The following is a 22587-nucleotide window of genomic DNA, read 5'->3' on the forward strand; positions in this document are numbered from 1 at the left end:
GGGAGGTCCGACCATGCGCGTCACCCTCTTCTACGCCCCGTACCCGGGGCAGTCGTTCCGGGACGAGGGCACCACGATCAGCCCGGTGCGGGTACGCAACCCCAAGAGCGCTCTCGTCACGTTGGCCGCCGGAGCGCGGGCGTACCTGCGGGAGTGGGGTGTCGACGCGGAGTTCCGGATCGTCGACACCCAGGTCGACGCCGGTGAGCCCGAGCACTACGCCTCGTTCGCGTACGGGCCCCGCACCGTCGACTGCATCCGCTACGGCGGCGCCTTCGAGAACTACGCGGACGAGGCGCGGGCCGCCGACGTCATCGGCATCTCGAACAACTTCACCAACTCGGCCCGGGTGGTGACCGACTTCGCCAAGTTCCTCAAGAAGGCCAACCCGGACGCGCTGATCGTGGGCGGCGGGATGGACGTCACCGCCCGGCCCGAGTGGTACCTCGCCAACGGCTTCGACGTGGTGATCCAGCTCGAAGGCGAGCAGACCTTCGCCCGGGTGGTCCAGGCCCGGGCCACCGGCAGACCGATCGAGGAGTCGGTGCTCAGTCGCCGGATCGGCGACGGCATCGTCATCATGGGCGGTCCCCAGCTCAACCTGGCCGAGTTGCCGCCGATGGCACTCGACCTGATCGACGACCTGTCCATCTATGACGACACCGGCGAGGGTCAGCCGCCGAAGACCGTACGGGCACCGTTCACCTGCTTCGAGACCTCGCGCGGTTGTTACCGGACCTGCTCGTTCTGCGCGACCCCGATGCGGGGGCACTACCGCTACATGAAGCCGGACGTGGTGCGCCGGCACTTCGACTACTTCCGGTCGGTCGGCATCTCGAACATCCTCTTCCAGGAGGACAACACGCTCTCCCGGATCCAGCGGTCCGGCCGGGGCACGCTGCTGCACGACTCCGGTCGCGAGGACACCCTGGAGATCTTCCGGATCGCCCGGGAGTACGAGTTCTCCTGGGAGTTCGCCAACGGGCTCGAATTCGGCAAGTTCCTGGACCTCGGTGAGGTGGACCGGGAACTGATGGAGACGTTGTTCTGGAACGACACCAGCGGCGACCGGTGGGTCGGTTGCTATCGGGTCCAGATCCCGTTGGAATACCTCGGGGACGAGCCCACCCAGAAGTTCCGTAAGCTGCGTCCGTTCCAGGAGCAGATGCGGATCATCACGTCCATGCTGGACCTGGGCGTCCGATATCTGACGTTCAACATGCTGATCGGGCACGACGACGATGACCAATCGATGATCGACATGTACCTGGACCGGTGCCTCGAACTCAAGGATCGGCTGGTCGAGGCCAGTCCCGAGGCGACCAACTACTTCAACGTGTTCAACCGGACACTGCTGCCCGGCACCGCGGACTTCCGCAAGAAGGCGGACCGGCTCGCCTTCGACATCGAGCAGACTCCGGAGGTGATCAGCGTCTACCTCTCGCCGATGCCGTCCAAGCACCTGTCGTACTACGAGTTGTTCGAGCAGCGTCTCCGGCTCACCGAGGCGCTGAACGGGTCACTGATCGACCAGTACGACGGGATCTACCGGCCGGGGTCCGGTGCCGACGAGGCCCCGGTGGCCAGGTTGGACGCCCGTGTCGCTGGTTGACGCCGTCGGGCGGTACGTCGAACTCTGGCGTACCCCCGGCGTACCCCGGGTGATGCTGCCCGCGATGCTCGCCCGACTGCCGGTGGCGATCGAGCCACTCGCGATCTTCCTGCACGTCAGTGAGAAGACCGGGTCCTACTCGGCCGGTGCGACCGCGCTCGCCCTCTTCAGCGGCGGCCTGGCGGTCGCCTGGCCGGTGCACGGTCGACTGATCGACCGCCACGGGCTGCGCCGGGTGCTACCGGTGCTGGCGCTGCTGCACGCGGTGGCGCTGGTCGGGTTCGTCGCCGCGAACCAGGGGCCCGGTTGGCTGTTGATCTCGTCCGTGGTGCCGGTGGCGCTCAGCATGGCGCCGGTCGGTTCGACCGTCCGGGCGGCCTGGGCGCTGATCCTGCCGCCCGGGCCGAAGCTGAACACCGCCAACGCCCTGGAAGCGGTGCTGATCGAGGTGTTCTTCGTGATCGGGCCGGCGGCGACCGGCCTGTTCACGGGCGTCTTCAGCGCGCTGACCACCACCCTGCTGGCCGGCGGCATGCTGGTGGTCGGCTCGCTGCTCTACGGCAGCGCCCCAGCCGTCGCCACCATGCGCAAGCCGGACGGGTCGGCGGAGGCCGACGCGACCGGTGACGGTCCGGCGCGTACCCGTCGCCCCTGGCGAGTTCCCGGCGTGGTGGCGATCCTGGTCGCCGCCGGTGCCGCCGCCGCCGCCTTCGCCGTCCTGGAGGTCGCGGTGCCGGCCACCGTCTCGGCACATGGCAGCACGGCCGCGACCGGGGTGGCGCTGCTGTCCCTGCCTCCGGCCGCGAGCGTCCTCGGCGGGCTGGTCTGGGGCGCGCGACAGCACACCCGCCGGGCGGTACACCGCTACCTGGTGCTGCTGGCGGTGGCGCTGGCCTGCATGATCCCGCTGGTCTTCGCCACCTCGATCCCGGTGCTCGCGGTCTGCCTGTTCCTCGCCGGCCTCCCGTTGGCGGCGCTCAGCGCCGAGGAGTTCGGGCTGCTCGGCCGGATGGTGCCCAAGACGGTGATCAACGAGTCGTTCGCTCTGGCCGCGACGATGATGGCGGTCGGCAGTGCGGCGGGCACCCTTCTGGCCGGCGCGGTCCTGGGGTGGTTCGGCCCCGCCGAGGCACGTCTGCTGTCCCCGGTGGCCGCGCTCGTCGCGCTCGCGGCCGTCTTGTGGGTGCGGGATACGCTGAGTCGCGTCGATGCCCCGGCCAGCGTCGGCAGCGCATCGTGACCGGCTGAGCCACCGTTCGCCGGGCACCACCGGGCCGGGATCCGCAGCAGCAGCGAGGGGGGACGCGTGTCCGGTTTCGGGGGGAGCGACTACTACGGCGTCCGCAGGTGGGAGATGTCCACCGAGGACGCGCTCGACCGGGCCTGGGTCGGATTCGACGACGTCGACCTGGTGGTCGTCACCGATCCGGCCCGGGACCGGTGGGCGGATCTGACGGCGTCCGGTTTCCGACTCAAGCCACGCTGGGTGACCTGGGGACGGCGTACGCCGGAGCGGACGGCGGACTTCCTGGCCGCCCTGCCGAAGGCGGAACGGCAGAACGTCCGCCACGCGCTGCGGTACGTCGAGTCGGCGGGGCTCGACGTCGAGGTGCACGACCGGATCGGTCCGGACCTGTTCGGCGAGTTCCTCGCCGTCTACGACGCGCAGATCGCCACCATGCCGTACGGCCTGCCGGCGGCGCACGCGGTCACCGCGACCGAGGCCGGACTCGCCGACTTCGTGCTGGTCACCGCCAGATCCGCCGGCGAGCTGGTCGGCGCGGTGATGTGCCGGGTCACGCCCGAGGCCCTGCGGGTGGCCTTCTCGGCCGCCCGGCCACAGGCGCGACGCGGGATGATCAGCCGCGCGCTCTACGTGGCCGCGTTCGAGGAGAGCGCCCGGCGTGGCCTGCCGTGGATCTCGCTCGGCACCGACCCGACCCTGTACGGCCACATCGCCCAGGCGGGGCTCCTCAGCTTCAAGAGCCGCCTCGGCTTCGTCCCGGTCCCGCTGCACCACCTCGACCCGGACGACGACGGGTGCGACGAGGCCGAGCTGGTGCTGCGTACCGACCGGTTCGCCGACCCGGTGCTGAGCCTCTGCTACGCCCGACCGCCCGAGCGGGCCGCCACCTGGGCGGACCCGCTGCCGATGCGGCTGGACGTGCTGAGCCCCGCCGTCGGGCTGGACCTGCGCCCCTACCGGGCGTCGTTCGTGACCGAGGTGGTCGCGGCGTCACCGCAGAGCCGCCCCGGCCGTCGCCTCGACCCGGTCGCCGCCGACACCGACGAGACCATCGTGATCGTCGACCCGTTCTCCACCGGTGCGCTCCTGGCACCCGCGTTCGCCCGGCACGGTCGGCGCTGCGTCGCCGTCCTCACCGGCACCATCAACGAGCGGTACGCCGCCGGGCTGCGCCGGGAGGAGTTCGTCGACGTGCTGACCGCCGCCGGCGACGGTCCGGCGGCGGTCCGACAGCTCGCCGACCAGCTCGCACCGCTGCGCCCGGCTCACGTGATCCCCGGTTGCGAGTGGGGCGTCGACCTGGCCGACGACCTCGCCGCCGAGCTGGGGTTGCCGGGCAACTCCCGCGCCGACGACCGGCCCCGGCGGCAGAAGCCGGCGATGATGGCCGCCGCCGCCCGCGCCGGTCTGCGGGTGCCGCTCGGCACGCAGATCCGCAGCATCGAGGAACTCGACGACTGGCTGGCCGCGACGCGGGTGCTCCCGGTCGTGGTGAAGCCCGCCGCCAGCGCCGGTTCCGAGGGGGTGCACTTCTGCGCGGACGGCACCGAGGCCCGGTCGGCGGCGGGCAAGCTGCTCGGATCGGCCAACGCGATGGCCCAGGTCAACGACGCGCTGCTGGTGCAGGAGCAGTTGGTCGGTCAGCAGTACTTCGTCAACAGCGTGAGTCTCGACGGCCGGCACCACGTCCATGAGATCTGGCGCGACGACCGGATCTTCGTCGACGGACGGCCGGTGTACGACCGGCAGGTCCTGTTGGACGGCACCGGCGATCTCCAGGACCAGGTGCGGATCTTCGTCGAACGGGTGCTGGACGCGCTCGGCGTGCACGACGGCCCGGCGCACACCGAACTCTTCGTCGACGACCGTGGACCGGTGCTGATCGAGTCCGGCGCCCGCCTCGAAGGAGGCGTCACGCCGGACGGGCCGACGCAGGCGACCGGGGAGAGTCAGCTCTCGCTGACCGTCGAGCGGTACGCCGTACCGGAGCGCTTCCGCCACCGTCTCGGCAGCGGGTACCACCGCCACCGCGCCCTGATGGTGGTCTGCCTGGTGGCCCCCTACGACGGTCTGATCGCCGACGGTGCCGCCGACCGCCTGGCCGAGATCCCCTCGGTGCTCTGCGGGTCGGCGTTGAATCTGCTTCCGGACACTCCGGTGCACCGGACCGTCGACCTGTTCACCTCACCCGGACATCTCTATCTGATCGCCGAGGATCCGAGTCGTCTGGAGGAGGATTACCAGCGTATTCGTGCTCTCGAACAGGATGCTCTCTACCGGCACAGGTAGGGGCCGATCTTCGTTGAGTGGACGGATATCCTGTGCGCTGATCTCCTGAATGAGGAACAGATGGACGAGTTCACCTATCGCGACGGCACGCTGCACTGTGAAGGGGTCCCGCTGACCTCGGTGGCCGAGCGTTTCGGCACACCCACCTACGTCTATTCGGCGAGCACCCTGATCGATCACTACCGTCGCTTCGCGAAGGCGTTCGACGCGGTCAACCCGCTGGTCTGTTTCTCGGCGAAGGCGCTGAGCAACGTGCACCTGCTCCGGCTGCTCGGTCGGGAGGGCGCCGGGGTCGACGCGGTCAGCGGCGGCGAACTGCACCGGGCGATGCTGGCGGGCGTCGACCCGGAGCGCACGGTGCTCGCCGGGGTCGGCAAGTCGGAGGCCGAGCTGCGCGAGGCGGTCGTCCGCAACATCCGCTGCATCAACGTCGAGTCCGAGGCCGAGGTGGAGCTGCTGTCCCGCATCGCCCGGCAGGAGGGCCGGCGTCCCCGGCTGGCGATCCGGGTCAACCCGGACGTGGCACCGGACGAGCGGACCCCGGCGCGGACGACCACCGGCACCCGGGGCGGCAAGTTCGGCGTGGACATCGACCGCGCCGCCGCGCTGTTCGCGCAGGCCGCCGCCGACGAGGCGCTGCGCATCGAGGGCTTCCACGTCCACCTGGGCAGCCCGATCTTCGACCCGCAGGTGTACGCCACCGCGCTCGACCGGCTGATGGCCCTGGTGGCCCAGCTCGAACAGGCCGGGCACCGCATCACCACGCTCAACCTGGGTGGTGGTTTCCCCGCCGAGTACGTGGACCGCACCGCACCGAGCTGGGACGACTTCGCCGAGGCGATCATTCCCCGGCTGACCGGGTTCGCCCGCCTCGGCGGTCAGGTGATCTTCGAGCCGGGTCGCACGATCGCCGCCAACGCCGGTGTCCTGGTCAGCACCGTCCGCTACCTGAAGCAGGCCGGTGAACGGCAGCTCGTGGTGCTCGACGCGGGCATGACGCACCTGGCCCGAGCGGCGATGTACGACAGCTACCACTTCATGTGGCCGGTCCAGCCCCCCGCCGACGCCACGCCGGTCTCCCGGGACGTGTCCGGCCTGGCCGGGCTGACCTCGTACGACGTGGTGGGGCCGATCTGCGAGTCCAGCGACTACCTGGCGCGGGGTCGCTCGCTGCCCGAGCTGGAGCCCGGCGCACACTTCGCCATCTTCACCGCCGGGGCGTACGGCATGACGATGACCAGCAACTACAACAGCCAGCAGCGGCCCGCCGAAGTGCTGGTGCACGGCGACCAGGTGACGTTGATCCGCCGTCGGGAGACCTACGACGACCTGGTGGCCCTCGAACTGTTCGACGACGGCGACCACCAGGGGAGTTGATGGACGACCTGTCGGTCATCACCCGACGTTCGGTCACCGAGATCGGCGAGGACGTGTGGAACGGCCTCGCCGCCGGTGACGGCTTCTACCTCGGCTACCCGTGGGTCGCCTGGTCGGAGACCGACAGGTCGTTCGACACCACCTACCTGGTCGTGCAGGACGCGGCGGGCATCCCGCTGGCGGCGGTGGCCACCTATCTGTGGCACGGCGCGAGCGTGCCGTCGATGAACCTGGCCTACAGCCCGAGCCACATGGCCGAGGAGAACCTCGGGCGGTCGCTGTCGCCCGAGGAGCACGCGGCCTTCCTGCCGGTGCTGCTGGTGGGCTCGCGGGCCGGCTACCACGGCGCGGTGGCGATCGCCGACGACCTCACCGACGACCGGCGCGACGCCGTGCTGACCGCCCTCTTCGCCGAGGTGGAGGCGCTGGCCGCACGGCTCGGCGCGGCCAGCGTCGCGCTGCTCTACACACCGGTGGCGAACGTCGCGGCGTACCGGGCCGCGTGGACGCAGGCGGTCGGCCCGGACGGTCCGCCGCCGGTGGCCGCGCCGCTGTCGGCCGAGGCGGTGCTGCCGGTGCACGTCGGCGAGGACTCCGCCGCGACGGCCGGACGCCGCGAGTGGCGACGGGAACGCCGCCGGTACGAGGCCGCCGTCGACCGGGTGGCGACGGTGCCGCTCTCCGCCTGCGTGGACGTGATCGCCCCGCTGCTCGGCGCGACGCAGCGCAAGTACGGCGGGCCGGACACGGACGCCGACATGCACGCCTACTTCGCCTCGCAGGTGCCGGCGCTCGACGCGTACAGCCACGTGCTCCTGGAGTACGCGGGCGACACGGTGGTCGGGTTCAGCCTCAACTACCTGTGGCCCGACGGGGTGTACGTCCGCGCCGCCGGGTTCGCCGAGGGGGCGGCGCCCTACTCGTACTTCAACCTCAGCATGTACCGGCCCCGGGAGTTGGCGGCGGAACGCGGCCTGGGTCAGGTCCACCTCGGCGCCGGCACGTACGGCGCCAAACGTGCCCGGGGCGCCGAACCGCGCTGGACGGCCGGTCTGGTCCGGCCACCGGCCGACCTCTCCGCCGAACTCGTGCGTTCCTTCGCGTCGCCCGGCTCGGACCATCAGCAGGCGGTACGCGTGTGGGGCGACGGCACACCCCCTCAACCCCCTCGGGCACCGGAGAGGTGACACATGCGCTACCGCAGGTTCGGTCGACTGGACTGGCAGGTCAGCGAGGTCTCGTACGGCATGTGGGGCGTCGGCGGCGGTCTGCACGGCTGGACCGGCGTCGAGGACGACGAGAAGATCGCCGCTCTCCAGCGGGCCGTGGACCTGGGCTGCAACTTCTTCGACACCGCCTGGGTGTACGGGCGCGGGCACAGCGAGCGGGTGCTGGGTGAACTGGTCCGCGCCAACCCGGGCACCCGGCTGTACGTCGCCACGAAGGTGCCGCCGAAGGACATGAACTGGCCGTCGACGCGTGAGTCCACCCTGGACGACGTCTTCCCGCCGGACCACATCGAGAAGTACGTCCACACGAGTCTCGGCAACCTCGGCCTGGACACCATCGACCTGTTGCAGTTGCACGTCTGGGAGGACTCCTGGGCGGACGACCCACGCTGGCAGCGCACCCTCACCGGGCTGCGCGAGCAGGGCCTGATCGGCGGCATCGGCATCTCGGTCAACCGGTGGGAGTCCTGGAACGGCGTACGCGCGCTGGCCACCGGGCTGGTCGACGCCGTCCAGGTGATCTACAACGTCTTCGACCAGGCTCCCGAGGACGACCTGTTCCCGGCGGCGGCGGAACACGACGTGGCGGTCATCGCCCGGGTGCCGTTCGACGAGGGCACCTTGACCGGCACGCTGACGACGGAGACGACCTGGCCGGAGGGGGACTGGCGCAACTCGTACTTCGTGCCGGAGAACCTCGCCGCCAGCGTCGCGCGGGCCGAGGAACTGCGCAAGGACCTGCCGACCGGGATGCCGATGCCGGAGGCCGCGCTGCGGTTCATCCTCGCCGAACCCCGGGTCGCCACCGTCATTCCCGGGATGCGCCGGGTCAGCCACGTCGAACGCAACCTCGCGGTCAGCGACGGGCAGCAGCTCGACCCGGCGCTGCGGGAGACCCTGCGCGGCCACCGCTGGTCACGCCAGCCCACCTGGTGGTCCCAGTAGCCGAGCCCGCCGACGTCGCCCCGGTCGGGCACCGCGTCGGTGTCGGCCGGGCCGCTCGGCCCGGATGGTGCGGGCGGCGGCCGGGTCAGGCCGGGGAGGGGGTCAGCCGGGTACGCGGACCGGCGCGCAGCACCCCGGAGGGCAGGCGTCGACCGGTCAGCTCCTCGGCCAGTTCGGCCACCTCGATCAGGGCGTCCAGGTCGATGCCGGTGTCGACGCCCATGTCGTGCAGCATGTGCACCGCCTCCTCGGTCGCCAGGTTGCCGCTGGCACCGGGCGCGTAGGGGCAGCCGCCGAGGCCACCCACACTGGCGTCGAACTCCGTGACACCCAGTTCCAGGGCGGTCAGCAGGTTGGCCAACGCGGTGCCCCGGGTGTTGTGGAAGTGCAGCAGCACCGGCACGTCCGCGTCGCGGTCGCGTACGGCGGTGACCAGGTCACGGACGCGTCGGGGCGTACCCATGCCGGTGGTGTCGCCGAACGCGACGCGGTCGGCGCCGTCGCGGACCACGCGGTCGACGATGGCGGCGACACGGGCCGGGTCGACGTCCCCCTCGTAGGGGCAGCCGAAACTGGTCGCGATGATCACCTCGGCGGTGGCGTCGGCCCCGTGCAGCAGGTCGATCAGCTCGGCGATGTCGTCCAACGACTCGTCGGTGCCCCGGTTGACGTTGCGGCGGTTGTGCGTGTCGCTGGCCGAGACGACCACCTCGATCTCGGTGAAGCCGGCGGCCAGGGCCCGCTGCGCGCCCTTCGAGTTGGGCACCAACGCCGAGTAGCGGACCCCGTCCGCCTTCGCCGCCCGCTGCCACACCTCGTCGGCGTCGGCCATCTGCGGGATCGCCCGGGGGTGCACGAACGACACCGCTTCGATCCGCCGTACGCCGGTGCGGGAGAGCGCGTCGAGCAGGCGCACCTTGGCCCCGGTCGGGATCGGGTCCTCGTTCTGCAGCCCGTCGCGCGGCCCGACCTCGCGGATGGACACGGACGTCGGCAGCTCCGCCATCACGACATCACCTCACTGTGACACTTATCTGTCGCTGACCACCCAAGCATGTCACGTCGGGCGGTGACCGCCAGGGTCACGAGGCGCCCGTCCAGACGTCCCGGCGGCACCTCGTGACCCTGGCGGGGTCAGCGCATCCGAGAGACGATGCCGGTGTCGTAGTCACCGGAGACGAACTCCGGGTTCTCCAGCAACTCGGCGAAGAACGGCAGGTTGTTCTTGGGGCCGGCCAGCTCGAATCCGGCCACCGCCGCGCGGGCCCGGTCGATCGCCTCGGCCCGGGTGGGCGCGTCGACCACGAGCTTGGCCATCAGGCTGTCGTAGAACGGGGTCACGGTGTTGCCGGCGACGTAGCCGGAGTCGACGCGTACCCCGGCGCCGGTCGGCTCCACCCAGGTCCTGACCACGCCCGGTCCGGGCAGGAAACGCTTCGGGTCCTCGGCGTTGATCCGCAGTTCGATGGCGTGCCCGCGCGGCGTCAACGCGTCCGGGTCGAAGGTCGGCGCCAACCCGGCCGCCACCCGGAGTTGCTCCTCGACCAGGTCGAGGCCGTAGACCAACTCGGTGACCGGGTGCTCCACCTGGAGCCGGGTGTTCATCTCCAGGAAGAAGAATTCTTCGGAGGTAGGGCTATCCCCGCTGAGATCCCGCTGACGCGGGACCAACAGGCACTCCACCGTGCCCGCGTTGCGGTACTTCACCGCCTCACCGGCCCGGACCGCCGCCGCCAGCAGGCGGGTACGCAACTCCGGCGAGACCGCCGGTGACGGCGACTCCTCGACCAGCTTCTGGTTGCGGCGCTGCACCGAACACTCGCGCTCGCCCAGCGCCACCACCCGACCGTCGGCCAGTCCGAGGATCTGCACCTCGACGTGACGTACCCGGGGGAAGTAGCGCTCGATCAGCACCGAACCGTCGCCGAACATCCGCTCGGCGAACGCGCGCACCTTGTCGTACTCGGTGTCCAGCGCGGCCTCGTCGACGGCCACACCCATGCCCATGCCGCCACCGCCCGCAGCGGCCTTCACCATCACCGGGTAGCCGATCTCGGCCGCCGCGGCGCGCGCCGCCGACAGGTCCCCCGCCGGTTCGGTGGTGCCCGGTGCCACCGGCACACCGGCTGCGGCCATCAGGTTCCGCGCATTGATCTTGTCGCCCATCGCGCTGATCGCGTCCGCGTCCGGTCCGACCCAGATCAGACCGGCCGCCTCCACCGCGCGGGCGAAGTCGGCGTTCTCCGACAGGAAGCCGTAGCCGGGGTGGATCGCCTGCGCCCCGGTCGACTCGGCGGCGGCGAGGATGGCCTCGGCGTTGCGGTAACTCTGCGCCGGGTTGGCCGGTCCGACACAGATCGCCTGGTCGGCTTCGGTGACGAACGGCAGGTCGGTGTCGGCCTCCGAGTGCACCGCGATCGCGCGCACCCCGAGCCGCTTGGCGGTACGGATGATCCGGCGGGCTATCTCACCTCGGTTGGCGACCAGCAACGACTCGATCATGCTTCCTCCGCGTTCCATTTTGTGGGACGCGGGCAAGCCAACCACGCCGCCCTGCATGTAAGGAAGGGTCCCCTGCTAACGCCTGCGGTATAGCAGGGGACCCCTCCTAACATCCAGGCCGAAAAGGATGCGAGCTGATGCGCGAGGGTACGGGTCAGGCCGGGTCGGTCGGGGCGAGCAGAGCGGCCAGGGTGGCGGCGCGCAGCAACTCGGCCCGGCGTCGACGGTCGACCTCACCGCCGAGGAACGGGGTCGAGTTCATCAGGCCGAAGGCGGCGTGCGCCAACACCCGCGCCTCACCGGCCGGCAGGCCGGGGTGCAGCGCGGTCAGCACGGTGACCCACTCCTCGACATAGAGGCGCTGGAGTCGACGGATACGCCGTCGAGGCTCCTCGGGCAGCCGGTCCAGCTCGTGCAGGTGCAACGCGATGACGGCCGGGTTGGCCAACGCGAAGTCGACGTGGAAGTCGATCAGCGACTCCAGGACCGCCCGTGGGTCGCCGGGATGCGCGGCGGACCGCTGTCGACCACCCTCCAGCAAGCCCTCACTCACCGGCACCAGCGCGGCGACCAGCATCGCCTCCTTGCCGGCGAAGTGGTGGTAAAGCGCCGGGCCGGTCACCCCGGCGGCCGCGCCGATGTCGTCCATCGACACGCCGTGGTAGCCACGGGAGGCGAACAGCCCCACCGCGATCTCCAGAATCTCGTCCTTGCGGGACCGGCGCCGTCCCGATCCCGTGGCCCCGCTGCTCCCGCTCCGGGCCTGCTGCTCCACCGTCACCGGGCCAGCGTAGACCCACCGGGGAAGAGACGTGGGCCCTTGGTTACCCGCCAGTCCGACTGCCGGGAAAGGCCCACGAATCCCCAGGTCGTCAGTGGTCGTGGTCCAGGTCGTGCTGCTTGCGCAGGTCGGTCGCCTCCGTCGAGCGACCCAACTCGTCCAACGCGCGGGCGAGCAGCCAGGCGGCCTGGGCCGTCGGCCTCGATCCGGTCGGCAGACCGCCGAGCACCTCGCGCAGCACCGGCTCCGCCTCGGCCGGTCGGCCCTGCCGCAGCAGCAGCTCGCCGCTGAGGATCTCGACCTGCGCCGCCTCGCCGAACGCCTCCACGGACCGCAGCCGGTGCGCGACCCCCGCCAGTCGGTCCAGCGCCTCGCCCTCCCGGTCGTCCCCGGCCAGCACCCGCGCCGCCGTCTCGGCCGCCAACGACACCTCGTAGATCACCGGAGGCTCCTCGGCGGCACCGGCCGTCAACTCGGCGGCGAGCCGGTCGGTCGCCTCGACCGCCCGCAGCGCACTGGCCGTCTCACCGGCCCAGAGGTACGCCGACGCCTCCCGACGACGGGCCCGCAGCTCGTCCAGGTGTTGGCCGGCCAGTTGGTAGGCCGAGGCGGCAGCCGCGAACTTCTGCCCCGCCGCCGCATCCCGGTCGGCCTGATAGAGGATGTCCCCGGCGTCTTCGAGCACCTGCGCCCGGTGCGGGAGATTGTCCGGCCCGTCGAGGTTCTCGGCGAGCCGGTCCAGCAGAGCCAGCGCCGGGTCGATCTCGCCCAGCCCCTGGTAGATACCGGCCAGCATGTGTCGGGCCGCATCGGCGTCCGCCTGGTGCCCGAGGCGATCCAGACCGGTCACCGCCTCCTCGGCCACCTCGGCCGCATCGCCGAGCCGCCCGGCTACCCGGTACGCCGTGGCCAACTCCCAGCGCAGGTAGGCGTCACCGGCCTCGCCCCGCTCGACGCAGAGCGCCACCGCCTCGGCGAAGTCCTCCACCGCCTCGTCGGCGCGCTGCGCCGCGATCAGCGCCCGGGCACGGGTCACCCGCGCCGGCAGGAGCAGCGCGTCCCCGGCGTGGGCCAGTGCCTCGTCGCACGCGGCGACCGCCTCAGCCGGATCCTGCGCGACGCGGGCGTGCGCCAGGGCGGCGGTGGCGATCAGCTCCGGGACCCCGGCCTCCTGGGCGAGCCGATGGGCCTGCTCCGCGCCGGCCCGGAAGGCGTCCTCGTCGTCGAGCTGTTCGAGGATGTGTGCCCGGTGCAGCGCGATCCGGGCCGCCAGGAACGGGTCTCCCGCACCGTCGGCCGCCCGCTCCGAGGCGGCCAGCGCCTCCGGCCAGCGGGCCTGCTGTGCCAGCACCACCGCCAGCCGATCGTGCGCGGCGGCTCGCTGCCGGGCGTCACCGTGCTCGTCGAGGAAACCGGCGGCGGTGTGCGCCAGCGCGTACGCCTCCTCGTCCGGCTCGTCACCCTGCGCCAGCAACGCGCCGAGACGGCTGGCGACGACCTGGGCGCGCGCCGGGTCGGCCAACTCCTCGTACGCCGCCATGGTCGTCCGGTTGACCGTCACCGCACCGGTCAGGTCCCCGGCGTCGACCAGCTCGGCGGCACGCAGTTCGCCCCGGAGGGCCCGCTCACGCGGCGACAGCTCCGCCTCGCCGAAACGTTCCTCGAAGGCGGCCAGGACGGCACGCATACCGGCGCGGTCGTGCGACGACCAGCGCTGCTCGGCCAGCGCCAGCAACTCGCCCGCGTCCGCCTCGGCGGGTACGACGAACTCCACCGACCGGCGTGGTTCGGGCACCGTGACCTCGCGCGGCGGGACGGCCTCGGACGCCGACCCGGCGGCGGGAGCCGGGCGGGTGGTGGGCACCGGTCGACGCCGCAGGCTCGCGGAGAGGGGCAGGTGGTCACCGACCGGCGTGACGGCCAGTCGCCGGGCGATGCCCTCGGACTGGTTGCTGTTGCCGTTGCGGGTGTCGAACCGGGCGGCGATCCCGGTCGCCGTCTCGGTCAGCTCGGCGGCGAGCGCACCCACCGTCACCTCGTCGGCCGGCCGCTCACCGAAGGCGCGGCGGTGCACCGTCAGCGTCTGGTCGTCCACCTGCCGCAGCGCGGCGGCGGCGGATGCGGCGAAGTGCATCGCGGCACCCGGCGAGGGGGCACGGTCCAGCCAGTCCAGGTGCCGCTCGACGATCTCCAGCGCCCGCGCCTCGTTGCCGGTCAGCGTGCAGAACTCGATGTGCTCGCTGACGTCCCACAGGTCGGCGATGCTGCCCCGGTGCCGGCGGTACGCCTCCCGGTGCGCGTTGCGCGCCTCGTCGTGCCGACCACTGTGCAGGTATGCCGGCAGTAGCGCGGTGAGGATCCCCTGCGGCTGCTCGGTGCAGCTCAGCCGCCCACTGAGCACCGGCTCGGCCAGCGCCACGGCCTCGTCGTGACGACCGGTGCGGCTCAGGTGGTTGACCTGTGTGGTCGGGTCGCAGCCCGCGCAGTCGGAGAGCTGGTCACGAGGCGTGGTCAGCCACTTGCGGTACCACTCCTCGGCCTGCTCACGGTCACCCAGGTGGTCGGCCACCCGGTAGCGGTACTTGTACACGGCCTGGAGGCTGTGCCCACCCTCGCGGTAGCGCCGCTCCATGTCGTCGAGCACCGCGTGGGTGCGGTCCAACGGCACCTCGGGGAAGTTCAGCATCCCGTTGACCATGTGCTTGAAGTGCCAGAGCAGGTGTTGGGCGTACCGCTCGTGGTAGGGCTGCGGGTCCCTGTCGAACTCCGCCAGACACCAGGCGAAGACGACGAACGACTTGGCCGGCTCGCCACCGTAGATGTACGTGGTGATGCCCTGGATGCGGACCGCGAAGGCGAGGTGCCGGTCGTCGGCGGCGTCCGCCCGACGCAGCAGCTGCTCCAGCGCGGCGATCTGCCCGATGCCGTACGGCATCTCGCCGGTCTGGCGCAGCATCCGCCACAGGTCCTCGTCAGCCACGACGTCTCACTCCTGTCCAGGGACGGCCCGACCCAGCAGGCCGAGGAAAGAACTGTTGAGCAGGGCGGCGTCCGCCGCGCGGATGGGGTGGTGCCCGAGCAGCAACGCCTGCCCGTAGAGCGCCTCGACGGCGAGCCCGACCAGCTCCGGGTCACCCAGCGCGGTGATCCGACGCACCAACGGGTTGCGGTGGTTGAGCACGAGCTGCGGGCGGTCCGCCGGGGCGGAGGCGGCCAACGCGTCGAGTACGCCGCCCCACAGCTCGTCGGCCTTGTCGCGGCTCGCGGCGAGCTGGTCGGTGAACGCGGCCGAGCGGCTGAGCAGGTAGAGCGCCGGGAGCGAGGCCGGATCGTAGGCCCGGATCAGCACCTCGCAGCCGAGCCGTTCCAGGGCCCGGCCGGCGGCGGTGAGGAACGGTCGCAGCGCCAACTCGACGTGCGGTTCGAGGGCGTCGAACCGGGTGGTCAGGTCACTCGGTTCGAGCCGCTCGATGAGGACCGTACGGTCCACCGTGGGCAGTCGCTCGATCAGCTCGCTGTCGTACGTGTAGCCGCCGTTCACCACGGCCAGGTCCTGCGCGGCGGCGACGGCCGCGAGCTGGCGGAACTCGTCCAGGCTGGCGGCGTACCGGACCAGGCCGTAGCGCTGCCGGAACTCGGCCAGGGTGAGCGTGCCGACGTTGGTGTCCATCGGCCACCACTGGTCGACCAGGTTGAGCATCTCGTCGTCGTGCAGGGCGAGCGCCTTCACCCCGAGGTGGTGCACCTGGAGGAACTCGGCCAGCCGGTGCGGCTGGTGCTTGGCGAGCCGGACCAGCCAGCCACGGATCTGCGCGCCGAGCGACTCGCGCGTGCTGGTGAGCAGGGAGTCCTCGTAGAGCGCCTCGCGGCTGGCGGTGGGCCGCAGCTCGCTGGTGTCGATCACGCAGTGCGCGAAGAAGGCCCAGTCCGGCAGCAGGCCGTCGGCGTGCTCGGTCAGCAGCATCCGCTTGAGGTAGACCCGGTGACCGGCCCGGGCGGCCGGATTCACGGCCGTGGGCAGGATGAACGCCACTCCGGTCAGCCCGGCCTCCGGCGCCCGCAGCGGCACCACGTCGAACGGGTCGACGCCGAGCGTCTCGCGGGCGTACGCGATCAGGGCGGCGCGGTCCACGGTCGCACCCGGGCTGGTCGGCCAGGGCGGTTCCCCGGTGGTGGTGACCACGCTGCCGACCCGGACGGTCACCGGCAGCAGGCTGCCGTAGAGGCGGGCCAGCTCGGTGACGGTGGAGGTGGCGTACCACTGGTCGGCGTCGTGGCGCGGCACCAGGGTGACCGTGGTGCCGACCTCGGCACGTGCCTCCTGCGGCGGGGCCAGGCGCACCGCGTAGCGGCCGTCGGCGTAGCCGGTCCAGAGCACGGTGGGGTGGTCGCCGTTGCGGGTGACCACCCGGATCTCGTCGGCGACGAGGAAGCAGGAGAGCAGCCCGATGCCGAACTGGCCGAGGAACTCGTGGCGGGAGAAACCCAGCTCGTCCCGCTTCGAGCTGCGGCCGATGGTGGCCAGCAGCTCGTGCACCTGCTCCTCGGTCAGCCCGATACCGGTGTCGTGCACCCGCAGGGTGCCGTCGCCGGTCAGCTCGGGCGGCTCGATCCGGACCAGGGCCGGTGCGTCCGGCTCGGCGGCCCGACGTGCGGTGATCGCGTCCACCGCGTTCTGCATCAGCTCGCGGACGTAGACCCGTGGGCTGCCGTAGAGGTGATGACTGAGCAGGTCGACCACGCCACGCAGGTCCACCTGGAAGGTACGGTCCACGCCTTGTCCGCTCCCCGCTCCCGGATGTCGGCGCTCACCGTACCGGTGCGGGCCGACATCCGCGTGCCCGGTTCCTCAGCGAGACCTCGCCGGGTGGGCCACCTTATCGGACGCGCGTTGGTGGAGCCCGGAGAGCCGCAGGGCGACCCGTCGGCGCACCGGCGGCAGCGCCGCGAGCAGGCGCAGCAGCGCGTCCCGGGCCGGACGCCCGGCGGGCGGCACGGTGGCGAGCCGGGTCAGCCGGTCGGCGAAGCCGGCCACCTCGTGGGCGAGCGGGCGACGCCGGGCCGCGTACTCGTCCAGGAGGGTGTCGGGGCCCCCGGCCAGCACCGCCGACAGGGTCTCGCCGAGGTCGACGCCGTCGCAGATGCCGAGGTTCATGCCCTGCCCACCGGCCGGGCTGTGCACGTGCCCGGCGTCCCCGGCGAGCACTGTCCGCCCTGCGCGGAAGGTCTCCGCGACGCGTCGGTGCAGCCGGAACCGCGAGGACCAGAGGACGTCCCGGACCTGGTCCGGCTGCCGTCGCGGGCCCCGCTCGTCGAGCAGTCGTTGCAGGTAGGGCCGGTCCGGCTCGGCGGGTGGGTCGGTCACGGTGGCGACCAGCCGCACCCGGTCGTCGGGCAGTGGAGCCCAGACCAACGGACCGCCCCGGGCGAGGAAGACCGACGCGCCGTCGCGGGGCAGCGCGCTGTCCAGGTGTACGTCGGCCAGGACGAACGACTCCGCCGACCCGTCCGGCCCGGTGAAGGGGATACCGGCCAGCTCACGGACCGTGCTGTGGATGCCGTCGGCACCGACGACCCAGCGCGCCCGGACGGTCGCGTCGCCGAACTGCGCCACCACTCCGTCGGCGTCCTGACGCAGCCCGGTCAGCCGGTACGGCCGCAGCACCCGGCCGCCCGCCTCGGCCAGCCGCTCGGCGAGCACCTCCTCGGTGACGGACTGGGAGACCATCAGCGCGTACCGGTGACGGCTGGGCAGCCGGTCGAACGGCACGGTGACCAGCATCCGGTCCCGGTCGCGGACACTGAACCGGGCCGACCGCAGCCCGCGCGCGACCAGCGGCGCGCCGACGCCGACCCGGTCCAGCATCTCCAGGGTGTACGCGTGCACGACCGCCGCACGCGAGGTCACCGCCGGTGTCTCCCGCTGGTCGACCAGGGTGACCTCGACCCCCCGCCGGGCCATCGTGAGCGCGGCGGTCAGGCCGGTCGGTCCGGCTCCGACGATCAGGACGTCCGTGGTGGCGGGCAGCATGACGACCTCCCCCGATCCGATTGCCAACAAGCGTTGGCAAACACTTGTTGGCAACGCTAGGCGCCCCCGACGGAAGAAGTCAACACGTGTTGGCATACCGTCGTGCACATGACGGAAGGCGTACCGCAGAACGAGCCGGCACCCGGCGGTGGCCGCCCCCGCAACGCGGACGCGACCCGCGCGGCCATCCTGCGGGCCGCCCGCGAGCGCTTCGCGGCCGACGGCTACGACCGAGCGACGATCCGGGCCATCGCCGCCGACGCGCGCATCGACCCGTCCATGGTGATGCGCTACTACGGCAGCAAGGAGGGCCTGTTCGCGGCGGCGGCCGAGTTCGACCTGCGGCTACCGGACCTGAGCGGCACACCGGCCGACCGCCTCGGCGAGACGCTGGTCGGCTACTTCTTCACCCGCTGGGAGGGGGACACCACGCTGCCGGCGCTGCTGCGCACGGCCAGCACCAACCCGAGCGGCGCCGAGCGGGTACGCGACATCTTCGCCACCCAGCTCGGCACGGCCGTGGCCCGGGTGGTCGTCGACCCGGCGGAAGCCCCACACCGCGCCGGCCTGGTCGCCAGCCAGCTACTCGGCGTGGCCCTGACGCGGTACGTCCTGCACCTGCCCCCCATGGTCGATCTCTCCCCACCCGACCTGGTCGCCTGGCTGGCCCCCACCATCCAGCGCTACCTCCGCGACCCGACGCCGAGCCGGTCATGAATGGGCGCGCTCAGGGCGTCCGGCAATGCCGGACGCCCTGAGTCGATCAAGAAGTTCTGGTCACAATCGGGCGGTGGGAGCCCCAAAACCTCTTGATCATCGCCGTGGAAAGGGCTTGGCGGGACGGCTCACCTCGGGTCGGGGCCCTTGACGACAGGAGCCCGGACCAGGTTGCCCCACTCGGTCCACGAGCCGTCGTAGTTGCGTACGCGCGGGTACCCCAGCAGGTGCCGCAGCACGAACCAGGTGTGGCTGGACCGCTCGCCGATCCGGCAGTACGCGATCACGTCGTCGTCCGGGCTCAACCCGAGCTGGTCGGCGTAGATCGTCCGCAGCTCGTCGGCGGACTTGAAGGTGCCGTCGTCGTTGGCGGCGGACTTCCACGGCTTGCTCACCGCGCCCGGGATGTGCCCGCCGCGCAGCGCGCCCTCCTGCGGGTAGTCCGGCATGTGCAGCATCTCGCCGGTGTACTCACCCGGCGACCGCACGTCCACCAGCGGACGATCAGCGTCGACGTGCGCCGACACGTCCTCCCGGAACGCGCGCACCGGCGCGTCGTCGCGCTGCGGCACCGGGTACTCCGCCCTCGGCCGGGCCGGCTTGTCGCGGGTCAGCTCCCGCCCCTCGGCGATCCACTTCTGCCGACCGCCGTCGAGCAACCGCACGTCCCGGTGGCCGAAGAGGGTGAAGACCCAGAGGGCGTACGCGGCCCACCAGTTGAAGTTGTCGCCGTAGAAGACGACCGTGTCGTCACGGCCGATGCCCTTGGCCGCACACAACTCGGCGAACCGCTCGGCGTCCAGGTAGTCGCGGGTCACCTGGTCGTTCAGCTCCAGGTGCCAGTCGACCTTCACGGCACCGGGAATGTGGCCGGTGTCGTAGAGCAGCACGTCCTCGTCGGACTCGACCACGACGAGACCCTCGTCGCCGAGGTGCTCCGCCAGCCATTCGGTGGTCACCAGCCGTTGCGGGTCCGCGTACGACTGGAGTCGGGGATCGGGATCACTGGGCACAGACATGAGCCCCAAGGTACGCCGAGCACCCGCGTCCGCGCGGGGTTGTATGTAAGGAGGGGTCCCCTGCTAACGCCTCCGGTATAGCAGGGGACCCCTCCGAACAACGTGCACCGAGCGGCAGCACCGCCCGGAGCACCCAGTCGGGCCTTGCCCGTCGATCATGGAGTTGTGGTGCGGCCAAAGCCACTAATATCCGCCCATACTGTCGACCACAACTCCATGATCGACGGGGCTGAACGGGGTGGGGCTGGGCAGGGTGCAGGTCAGTCGGGGAGGGGGCTGAGGGTGGGGCGTTTCGCGGTGCGGGTGTCGCCGGAGGAACGGCCGGTGAGGCGACGCTTGAGCCAGGGCGCCAGGTGTTGACCGGCCCAGCGCACGTCAGCGGTACGGGCCGCCAACCACGGGCTCGGCGCCGGCCTCGGGGGTACGAGCAACCACTCCTCGTCGCAGCCGACGCCCAGCGCGTCGAGCACCTGGGCGGCCACCCGGCGGTGACCGACCGGCGACAGGTGCAGCCGGTCGGTGCTCCAGAGCAGCGGGTTGAGGTACGTGTCGTCGGCGTACAGGTCGACCAGGATCGCGCCGTGCCGCTCGGCGGTCTCCCCGACGGCGCGGTTGAGCAGCTCGATGCGGGGTGCGATCAGCCGCTGCCCCGGCAGTCGGGCCATCACGTCGGCGAACCGGAACAGCACCACGTCGGAGCCGCCCGAACGCAGATCGCGGACGACCTCGTCGAAGCGGCCGACCAGCGCGGCCGGGTCGAAGTTGCGGCGCAGCACGTCGTTGCCGCCGGCGGCGAAGCTGATCAGGTCGGGCCTCATCGCCAACGCCGACGGCACCTGCTCGGCCACCACGTGTGGGAAGAGTCGACCGCGGATGGCCAGGTTGGCGTACCGGAACTCGGGCCCGGCCTCGGCGGCCAGCCGGGTGGCCACCAGGTCGGCCCAGCCCCGGAACGTGCCGTCCGGGTACGAGTCGTCCAGGCCCTCGGTGAAGCTGTCCCCGACCGCGACGTAACTGCGCCAGCGCACTGCTCACTCCTCGAAGCTGCGGGTAAAGCTGCTGTGTGTGTAAGGAAGGGCACCTTATTAACGCCTGCGGTAGAGCAGGGGTCCCCTCCTAACACCTGGGAGTCTGGCACCGGCCGCATTCACCGGTCTGCCCCGCGTTCGCCGAACGTGGCAGACGTCATCCACCCGGCGACGCGGCGACGCGGCGACGCGGCGACGCGGCGACGCAGACGTCATCCCTCCACCGAGGCGGCGGGCAGCCGACAGCGGCCGGTGCAGGCGCGCGGCGGGTCGACCGCCGAGCGACGGTACGGCCCCCAGGCCACGAACCGGGCGAACAGCTCAGGCGGTGTCGGGCCGCCGTCCGGGTCGAGCCGGAACAGATCGTGTGTCGCCTCGAAGTACAGCCCGGACAGGTAGACGGCCAGGTCGAGCCAGCGGTCGTCGTACTCGACCCGGAGCAGCAGCCGCGCCTCCGCGCAGGGCCACGAGTGCCCGCAGGCCCGGCACAACCAGAGCGGACGCAGCGGCAGATGCTGCGGGCCGGACATCGGATGCTGCCGAGGCCGCTCGGCCGCCGGGCCACGACGCGGCACCGGGTACGACTTCGGGTGGGACATCTCGACCTCCGCCTCCGGGTGGGGCCGCCCCGGCACGGGGGAGGTGCCGGGACGGCCCCGGTGCAGTCCCACCCCGTCCCCGGTGGATGGGAGCAGGACCGCCGGGTCACATTCTGCCGATCGGACGACTACTGTCGGAAGGCATCGACACCGGCCGTGGCGATGGTGGGGCCGGGCCGGGCATCCGTCCGAACGGCCGAGAATTCGTGGAGGCAGCGTGGAATCCGAGCCGACCGCCGAACTGATCCGGGCACAGTTGCGCAGGCTGCGGCTTTCGGCCGACCTGACCCAGGAGGATTTCGGCAAGTTGGTGCACTTCTCCGGCTCGCAGGTCTCCGCGATCGAGCTGGGGCAACGCCCGTTCGACCGGCTCTTCCTCAAGCGGGCCGACGAGGTGCTGAAGAGCGACGGCCTGCTGTCGGGGCTGCTGCGCATCGCCGAGCTGCACGGCCAGCCGAACTGGCTACGCCCCTGGCTGGACGCCGAGCGCAACGCGCGGCAGTTGCGCTGCTACCACCCGACGCTGATCCCCGGCCTGCTCCAGACCGAGCACTACGCCCAGGCGATGATCCAGTCCGACGACATGCTCAGCGACGATGAAGTGGAGCGACGGCTGGCGGTACGGATGGACCGGCAGGCGATCCTCGCCCAGCCGAACCCGCCGGCCCTCATCGCAGTGATCGAAGAGGCCAGCCTGCGCCGGGCCGACGAAGGCTTTCGGGACGTGATGGCTCAGCAAATCAATCGCCTGCTCGACAGCATCAAGCGCGGGGGCGTGCTGGTGCACGTCATCCCGGCCGAGATGAACATCCACGTGGGACTCGACGGGCCGCTCACGTTGGCAAGAGGAGCTGAAGGCGACTGGCTCGGTTACCTGGAGAACCACGTCGGCGGCACGACCATCGACAAGGACGAGCAAATCGCTACGCTGCTCACCAGGTGGGAGAGCATACGCAGTGTTGCGCTCCCCAAGGGACAGTCCGAGGCTCTGATGAAGGAAGTGATGGAGTCATGGTCCACGATCTGACCGGCGCAGACTGGCGCAAGTCCACCCGCAGCGGCACCAGTGAATGCGTCGAGGTCGCCGACAACCTGCCCGGCATCGTCGGCGTCCGCGACAGCAAGGACGCCCTCGGCCCGGCGCTCGTCTTCACCCCGACCGCCTGGCACGCCTTCATCGCCAAGACCAAGCGCCCCTGAACCCGAACAGCA

At 71.5% G+C, this 22587-nt stretch carries 18 protein-coding genes; 9 read left to right on the forward strand and 9 right to left on the reverse strand.

Features of this window, described 5'->3' with window-relative positions; all coding sequences use genetic code 11:
- The first annotated feature begins 13 nt into the window (after positions 1-13).
- The 6 genes from ACFYTT_RS10745 (at position 14) to ACFYTT_RS10770 (ending at position 8698) form a co-directional block, all read left to right on the forward strand.
- On the forward strand, positions 14-1612 hold the full coding sequence (locus ACFYTT_RS10745) for a B12-binding domain-containing radical SAM protein (RefSeq protein ID WP_131051406.1): 1599 nt from the start codon (positions 14-16) through the stop codon (positions 1610-1612).
- A complete protein-coding gene (locus tag ACFYTT_RS10750; protein WP_387258608.1) occupies positions 1599-2852 on the forward strand; it encodes an MFS transporter in 1254 nt (417 codons plus the stop codon). Before ACFYTT_RS10745 ends, ACFYTT_RS10750 begins: the two co-directional genes overlap by 14 nt.
- Positions 2853-2918: 66 nt before the next feature.
- Complete coding sequence (locus tag ACFYTT_RS10755) at positions 2919-5147, forward strand: GNAT family N-acetyltransferase (RefSeq protein WP_387258609.1); 2229 nt, start codon at positions 2919-2921, stop codon at positions 5145-5147.
- 60 nt (positions 5148-5207) lie between these two features.
- Positions 5208-6524: a diaminopimelate decarboxylase gene (lysA, locus tag ACFYTT_RS10760; protein ID WP_131053731.1), complete on the forward strand. Its 1317-nt coding sequence runs from the start codon at positions 5208-5210 to the stop codon at positions 6522-6524.
- Positions 6524-7711, forward strand: coding sequence for a GNAT family N-acetyltransferase (locus ACFYTT_RS10765; protein WP_387258611.1), 1188 nt, complete (start codon positions 6524-6526; stop codon positions 7709-7711). Before lysA ends, ACFYTT_RS10765 begins: the two co-directional genes overlap by 1 nt.
- A 3-nt stretch (positions 7712-7714) precedes the next feature.
- Positions 7715-8698 carry an aldo/keto reductase gene (locus ACFYTT_RS10770; RefSeq protein ID WP_387258613.1) on the forward strand — a complete coding sequence of 328 codons (984 nt, stop codon included), beginning with the start codon at positions 7715-7717 and terminating at the stop codon, positions 8696-8698.
- A gap of 85 nt (positions 8699-8783) precedes the next feature.
- Here the strand turns inward: ACFYTT_RS10770 and ACFYTT_RS10775 are convergent, their stop codons facing one another.
- The 6 genes from ACFYTT_RS10775 to ACFYTT_RS10800 all read right to left on the reverse strand — a co-directional run bounded on the left by ACFYTT_RS10775 (position 8784) and on the right by ACFYTT_RS10800 (position 18012).
- Positions 8784-9695 carry a hydroxymethylglutaryl-CoA lyase gene (locus ACFYTT_RS10775; RefSeq protein ID WP_387258686.1) on the reverse strand — a complete coding sequence of 304 codons (912 nt, stop codon included), beginning with the start codon at positions 9693-9695 and terminating at the stop codon, positions 8784-8786.
- Between the two features lie 137 nt (positions 9696-9832).
- Complete coding sequence (locus ACFYTT_RS10780; RefSeq protein WP_176092200.1) at positions 9833-11200, reverse strand: acetyl/propionyl/methylcrotonyl-CoA carboxylase subunit alpha; 1368 nt, start codon at positions 11198-11200, stop codon at positions 9833-9835.
- A 154-nt stretch (positions 11201-11354) separates the two neighbouring features.
- Positions 11355-11981 (reverse strand): TetR/AcrR family transcriptional regulator, encoded by a 627-nt coding sequence (locus ACFYTT_RS10785; RefSeq protein WP_131053726.1) that lies wholly within the window; start codon positions 11979-11981, stop codon positions 11355-11357.
- Positions 11982-12072: 91 nt separating this feature from the next.
- Positions 12073-14961, reverse strand: a complete 2889-nt coding sequence (locus ACFYTT_RS10790) for a hypothetical protein (RefSeq protein WP_387258615.1) — start codon at positions 14959-14961, stop codon at positions 12073-12075.
- Between the two features lie 6 nt (positions 14962-14967).
- Positions 14968-16755: an HSP90 family protein gene (locus ACFYTT_RS10795; RefSeq protein WP_131053724.1), complete on the reverse strand. Its 1788-nt coding sequence runs from the start codon at positions 16753-16755 to the stop codon at positions 14968-14970.
- A 75-nt stretch (positions 16756-16830) separates the two neighbouring features.
- Complete coding sequence (locus ACFYTT_RS10800) at positions 16831-18012, reverse strand: FAD-dependent oxidoreductase (RefSeq protein ID WP_387258617.1); 1182 nt, start codon at positions 18010-18012, stop codon at positions 16831-16833.
- 108 nt (positions 18013-18120) lie between these two features.
- On the opposite strand from ACFYTT_RS10800, the gene ACFYTT_RS10805 reads away from it, so the two are divergent.
- Positions 18121-18729 carry a TetR family transcriptional regulator gene (locus tag ACFYTT_RS10805; RefSeq protein WP_387258619.1) on the forward strand — a complete coding sequence of 203 codons (609 nt, stop codon included), beginning with the start codon at positions 18121-18123 and terminating at the stop codon, positions 18727-18729.
- A 128-nt stretch (positions 18730-18857) separates the two neighbouring features.
- Here the strand turns inward: ACFYTT_RS10805 and ACFYTT_RS10810 are convergent, their stop codons facing one another.
- The 3 genes from ACFYTT_RS10810 to ACFYTT_RS10820 all read right to left on the reverse strand — a co-directional run bounded on the left by ACFYTT_RS10810 (position 18858) and on the right by ACFYTT_RS10820 (position 21375).
- Entirely contained in the window at positions 18858-19748 is an 891-nt protein-coding gene (locus ACFYTT_RS10810; RefSeq protein ID WP_387258621.1) for a sulfurtransferase, read from the reverse strand.
- Between the two features lie 260 nt (positions 19749-20008).
- Positions 20009-20776, reverse strand: coding sequence for an SGNH/GDSL hydrolase family protein (locus tag ACFYTT_RS10815; protein ID WP_131052546.1), 768 nt, complete (start codon positions 20774-20776; stop codon positions 20009-20011).
- A 212-nt stretch (positions 20777-20988) separates the two neighbouring features.
- Positions 20989-21375 (reverse strand): hypothetical protein, encoded by a 387-nt coding sequence (locus tag ACFYTT_RS10820; protein ID WP_131052545.1) that lies wholly within the window; start codon positions 21373-21375, stop codon positions 20989-20991.
- A gap of 217 nt (positions 21376-21592) precedes the next feature.
- On the opposite strand from ACFYTT_RS10820, the gene ACFYTT_RS10825 reads away from it, so the two are divergent.
- Together ACFYTT_RS10825 and ACFYTT_RS10830 are read left to right on the forward strand one after the other, a co-directional pair.
- Positions 21593-22402: a helix-turn-helix domain-containing protein gene (locus ACFYTT_RS10825; protein WP_387258625.1), complete on the forward strand. Its 810-nt coding sequence runs from the start codon at positions 21593-21595 to the stop codon at positions 22400-22402.
- A complete protein-coding gene (locus ACFYTT_RS10830) occupies positions 22387-22575 on the forward strand; it encodes a DUF397 domain-containing protein (protein ID WP_387258627.1) in 189 nt (62 codons plus the stop codon). Before ACFYTT_RS10825 ends, ACFYTT_RS10830 begins: the two co-directional genes overlap by 16 nt.
- Positions 22576-22587 lie beyond the last annotated feature (12 nt).

It is taken from the genome of Micromonospora sp. NPDC003816, assembly GCF_042874705.1.
GTDB lineage: Bacteria > Actinomycetota > Actinomycetes > Mycobacteriales > Micromonosporaceae > Micromonospora.

Excerpts from the sequence above, each read along its gene's own strand:
- ACFYTT_RS10745 (WP_131051406.1), top strand. The coding sequence starts at position 14 with ATGCGCGTCACCCTCTTCTACGCCCCGTACCCGGGGCAGTCGTTCCGG.
- ACFYTT_RS10800 (WP_387258617.1), bottom strand. The coding sequence starts at position 18,012 with ATGCTGCCCGCCACCACGGACGTCCTGATCGTCGGAGCCGGACCGACC.
- ACFYTT_RS10770 (WP_387258613.1), top strand. The coding sequence starts at position 7,715 with ATGCGCTACCGCAGGTTCGGTCGACTGGACTGGCAGGTCAGCGAGGTC.
- ACFYTT_RS10805 (WP_387258619.1), top strand. The coding sequence starts at position 18,121 with ATGACGGAAGGCGTACCGCAGAACGAGCCGGCACCCGGCGGTGGCCGC.
- ACFYTT_RS10765 (WP_387258611.1), top strand. The coding sequence starts at position 6,524 with ATGGACGACCTGTCGGTCATCACCCGACGTTCGGTCACCGAGATCGGC.
- ACFYTT_RS10830 (WP_387258627.1), top strand. The coding sequence starts at position 22,387 with ATGGTCCACGATCTGACCGGCGCAGACTGGCGCAAGTCCACCCGCAGC.
- lysA (WP_131053731.1), top strand. The coding sequence starts at position 5,208 with ATGGACGAGTTCACCTATCGCGACGGCACGCTGCACTGTGAAGGGGTC.
- ACFYTT_RS10820 (WP_131052545.1), bottom strand. The coding sequence starts at position 21,375 with ATGTCCCACCCGAAGTCGTACCCGGTGCCGCGTCGTGGCCCGGCGGCC.
- ACFYTT_RS10780 (WP_176092200.1), bottom strand. The coding sequence starts at position 11,200 with ATGATCGAGTCGTTGCTGGTCGCCAACCGAGGTGAGATAGCCCGCCGG.
- ACFYTT_RS10810 (WP_387258621.1), bottom strand. The coding sequence starts at position 19,748 with ATGTCTGTGCCCAGTGATCCCGATCCCCGACTCCAGTCGTACGCGGAC.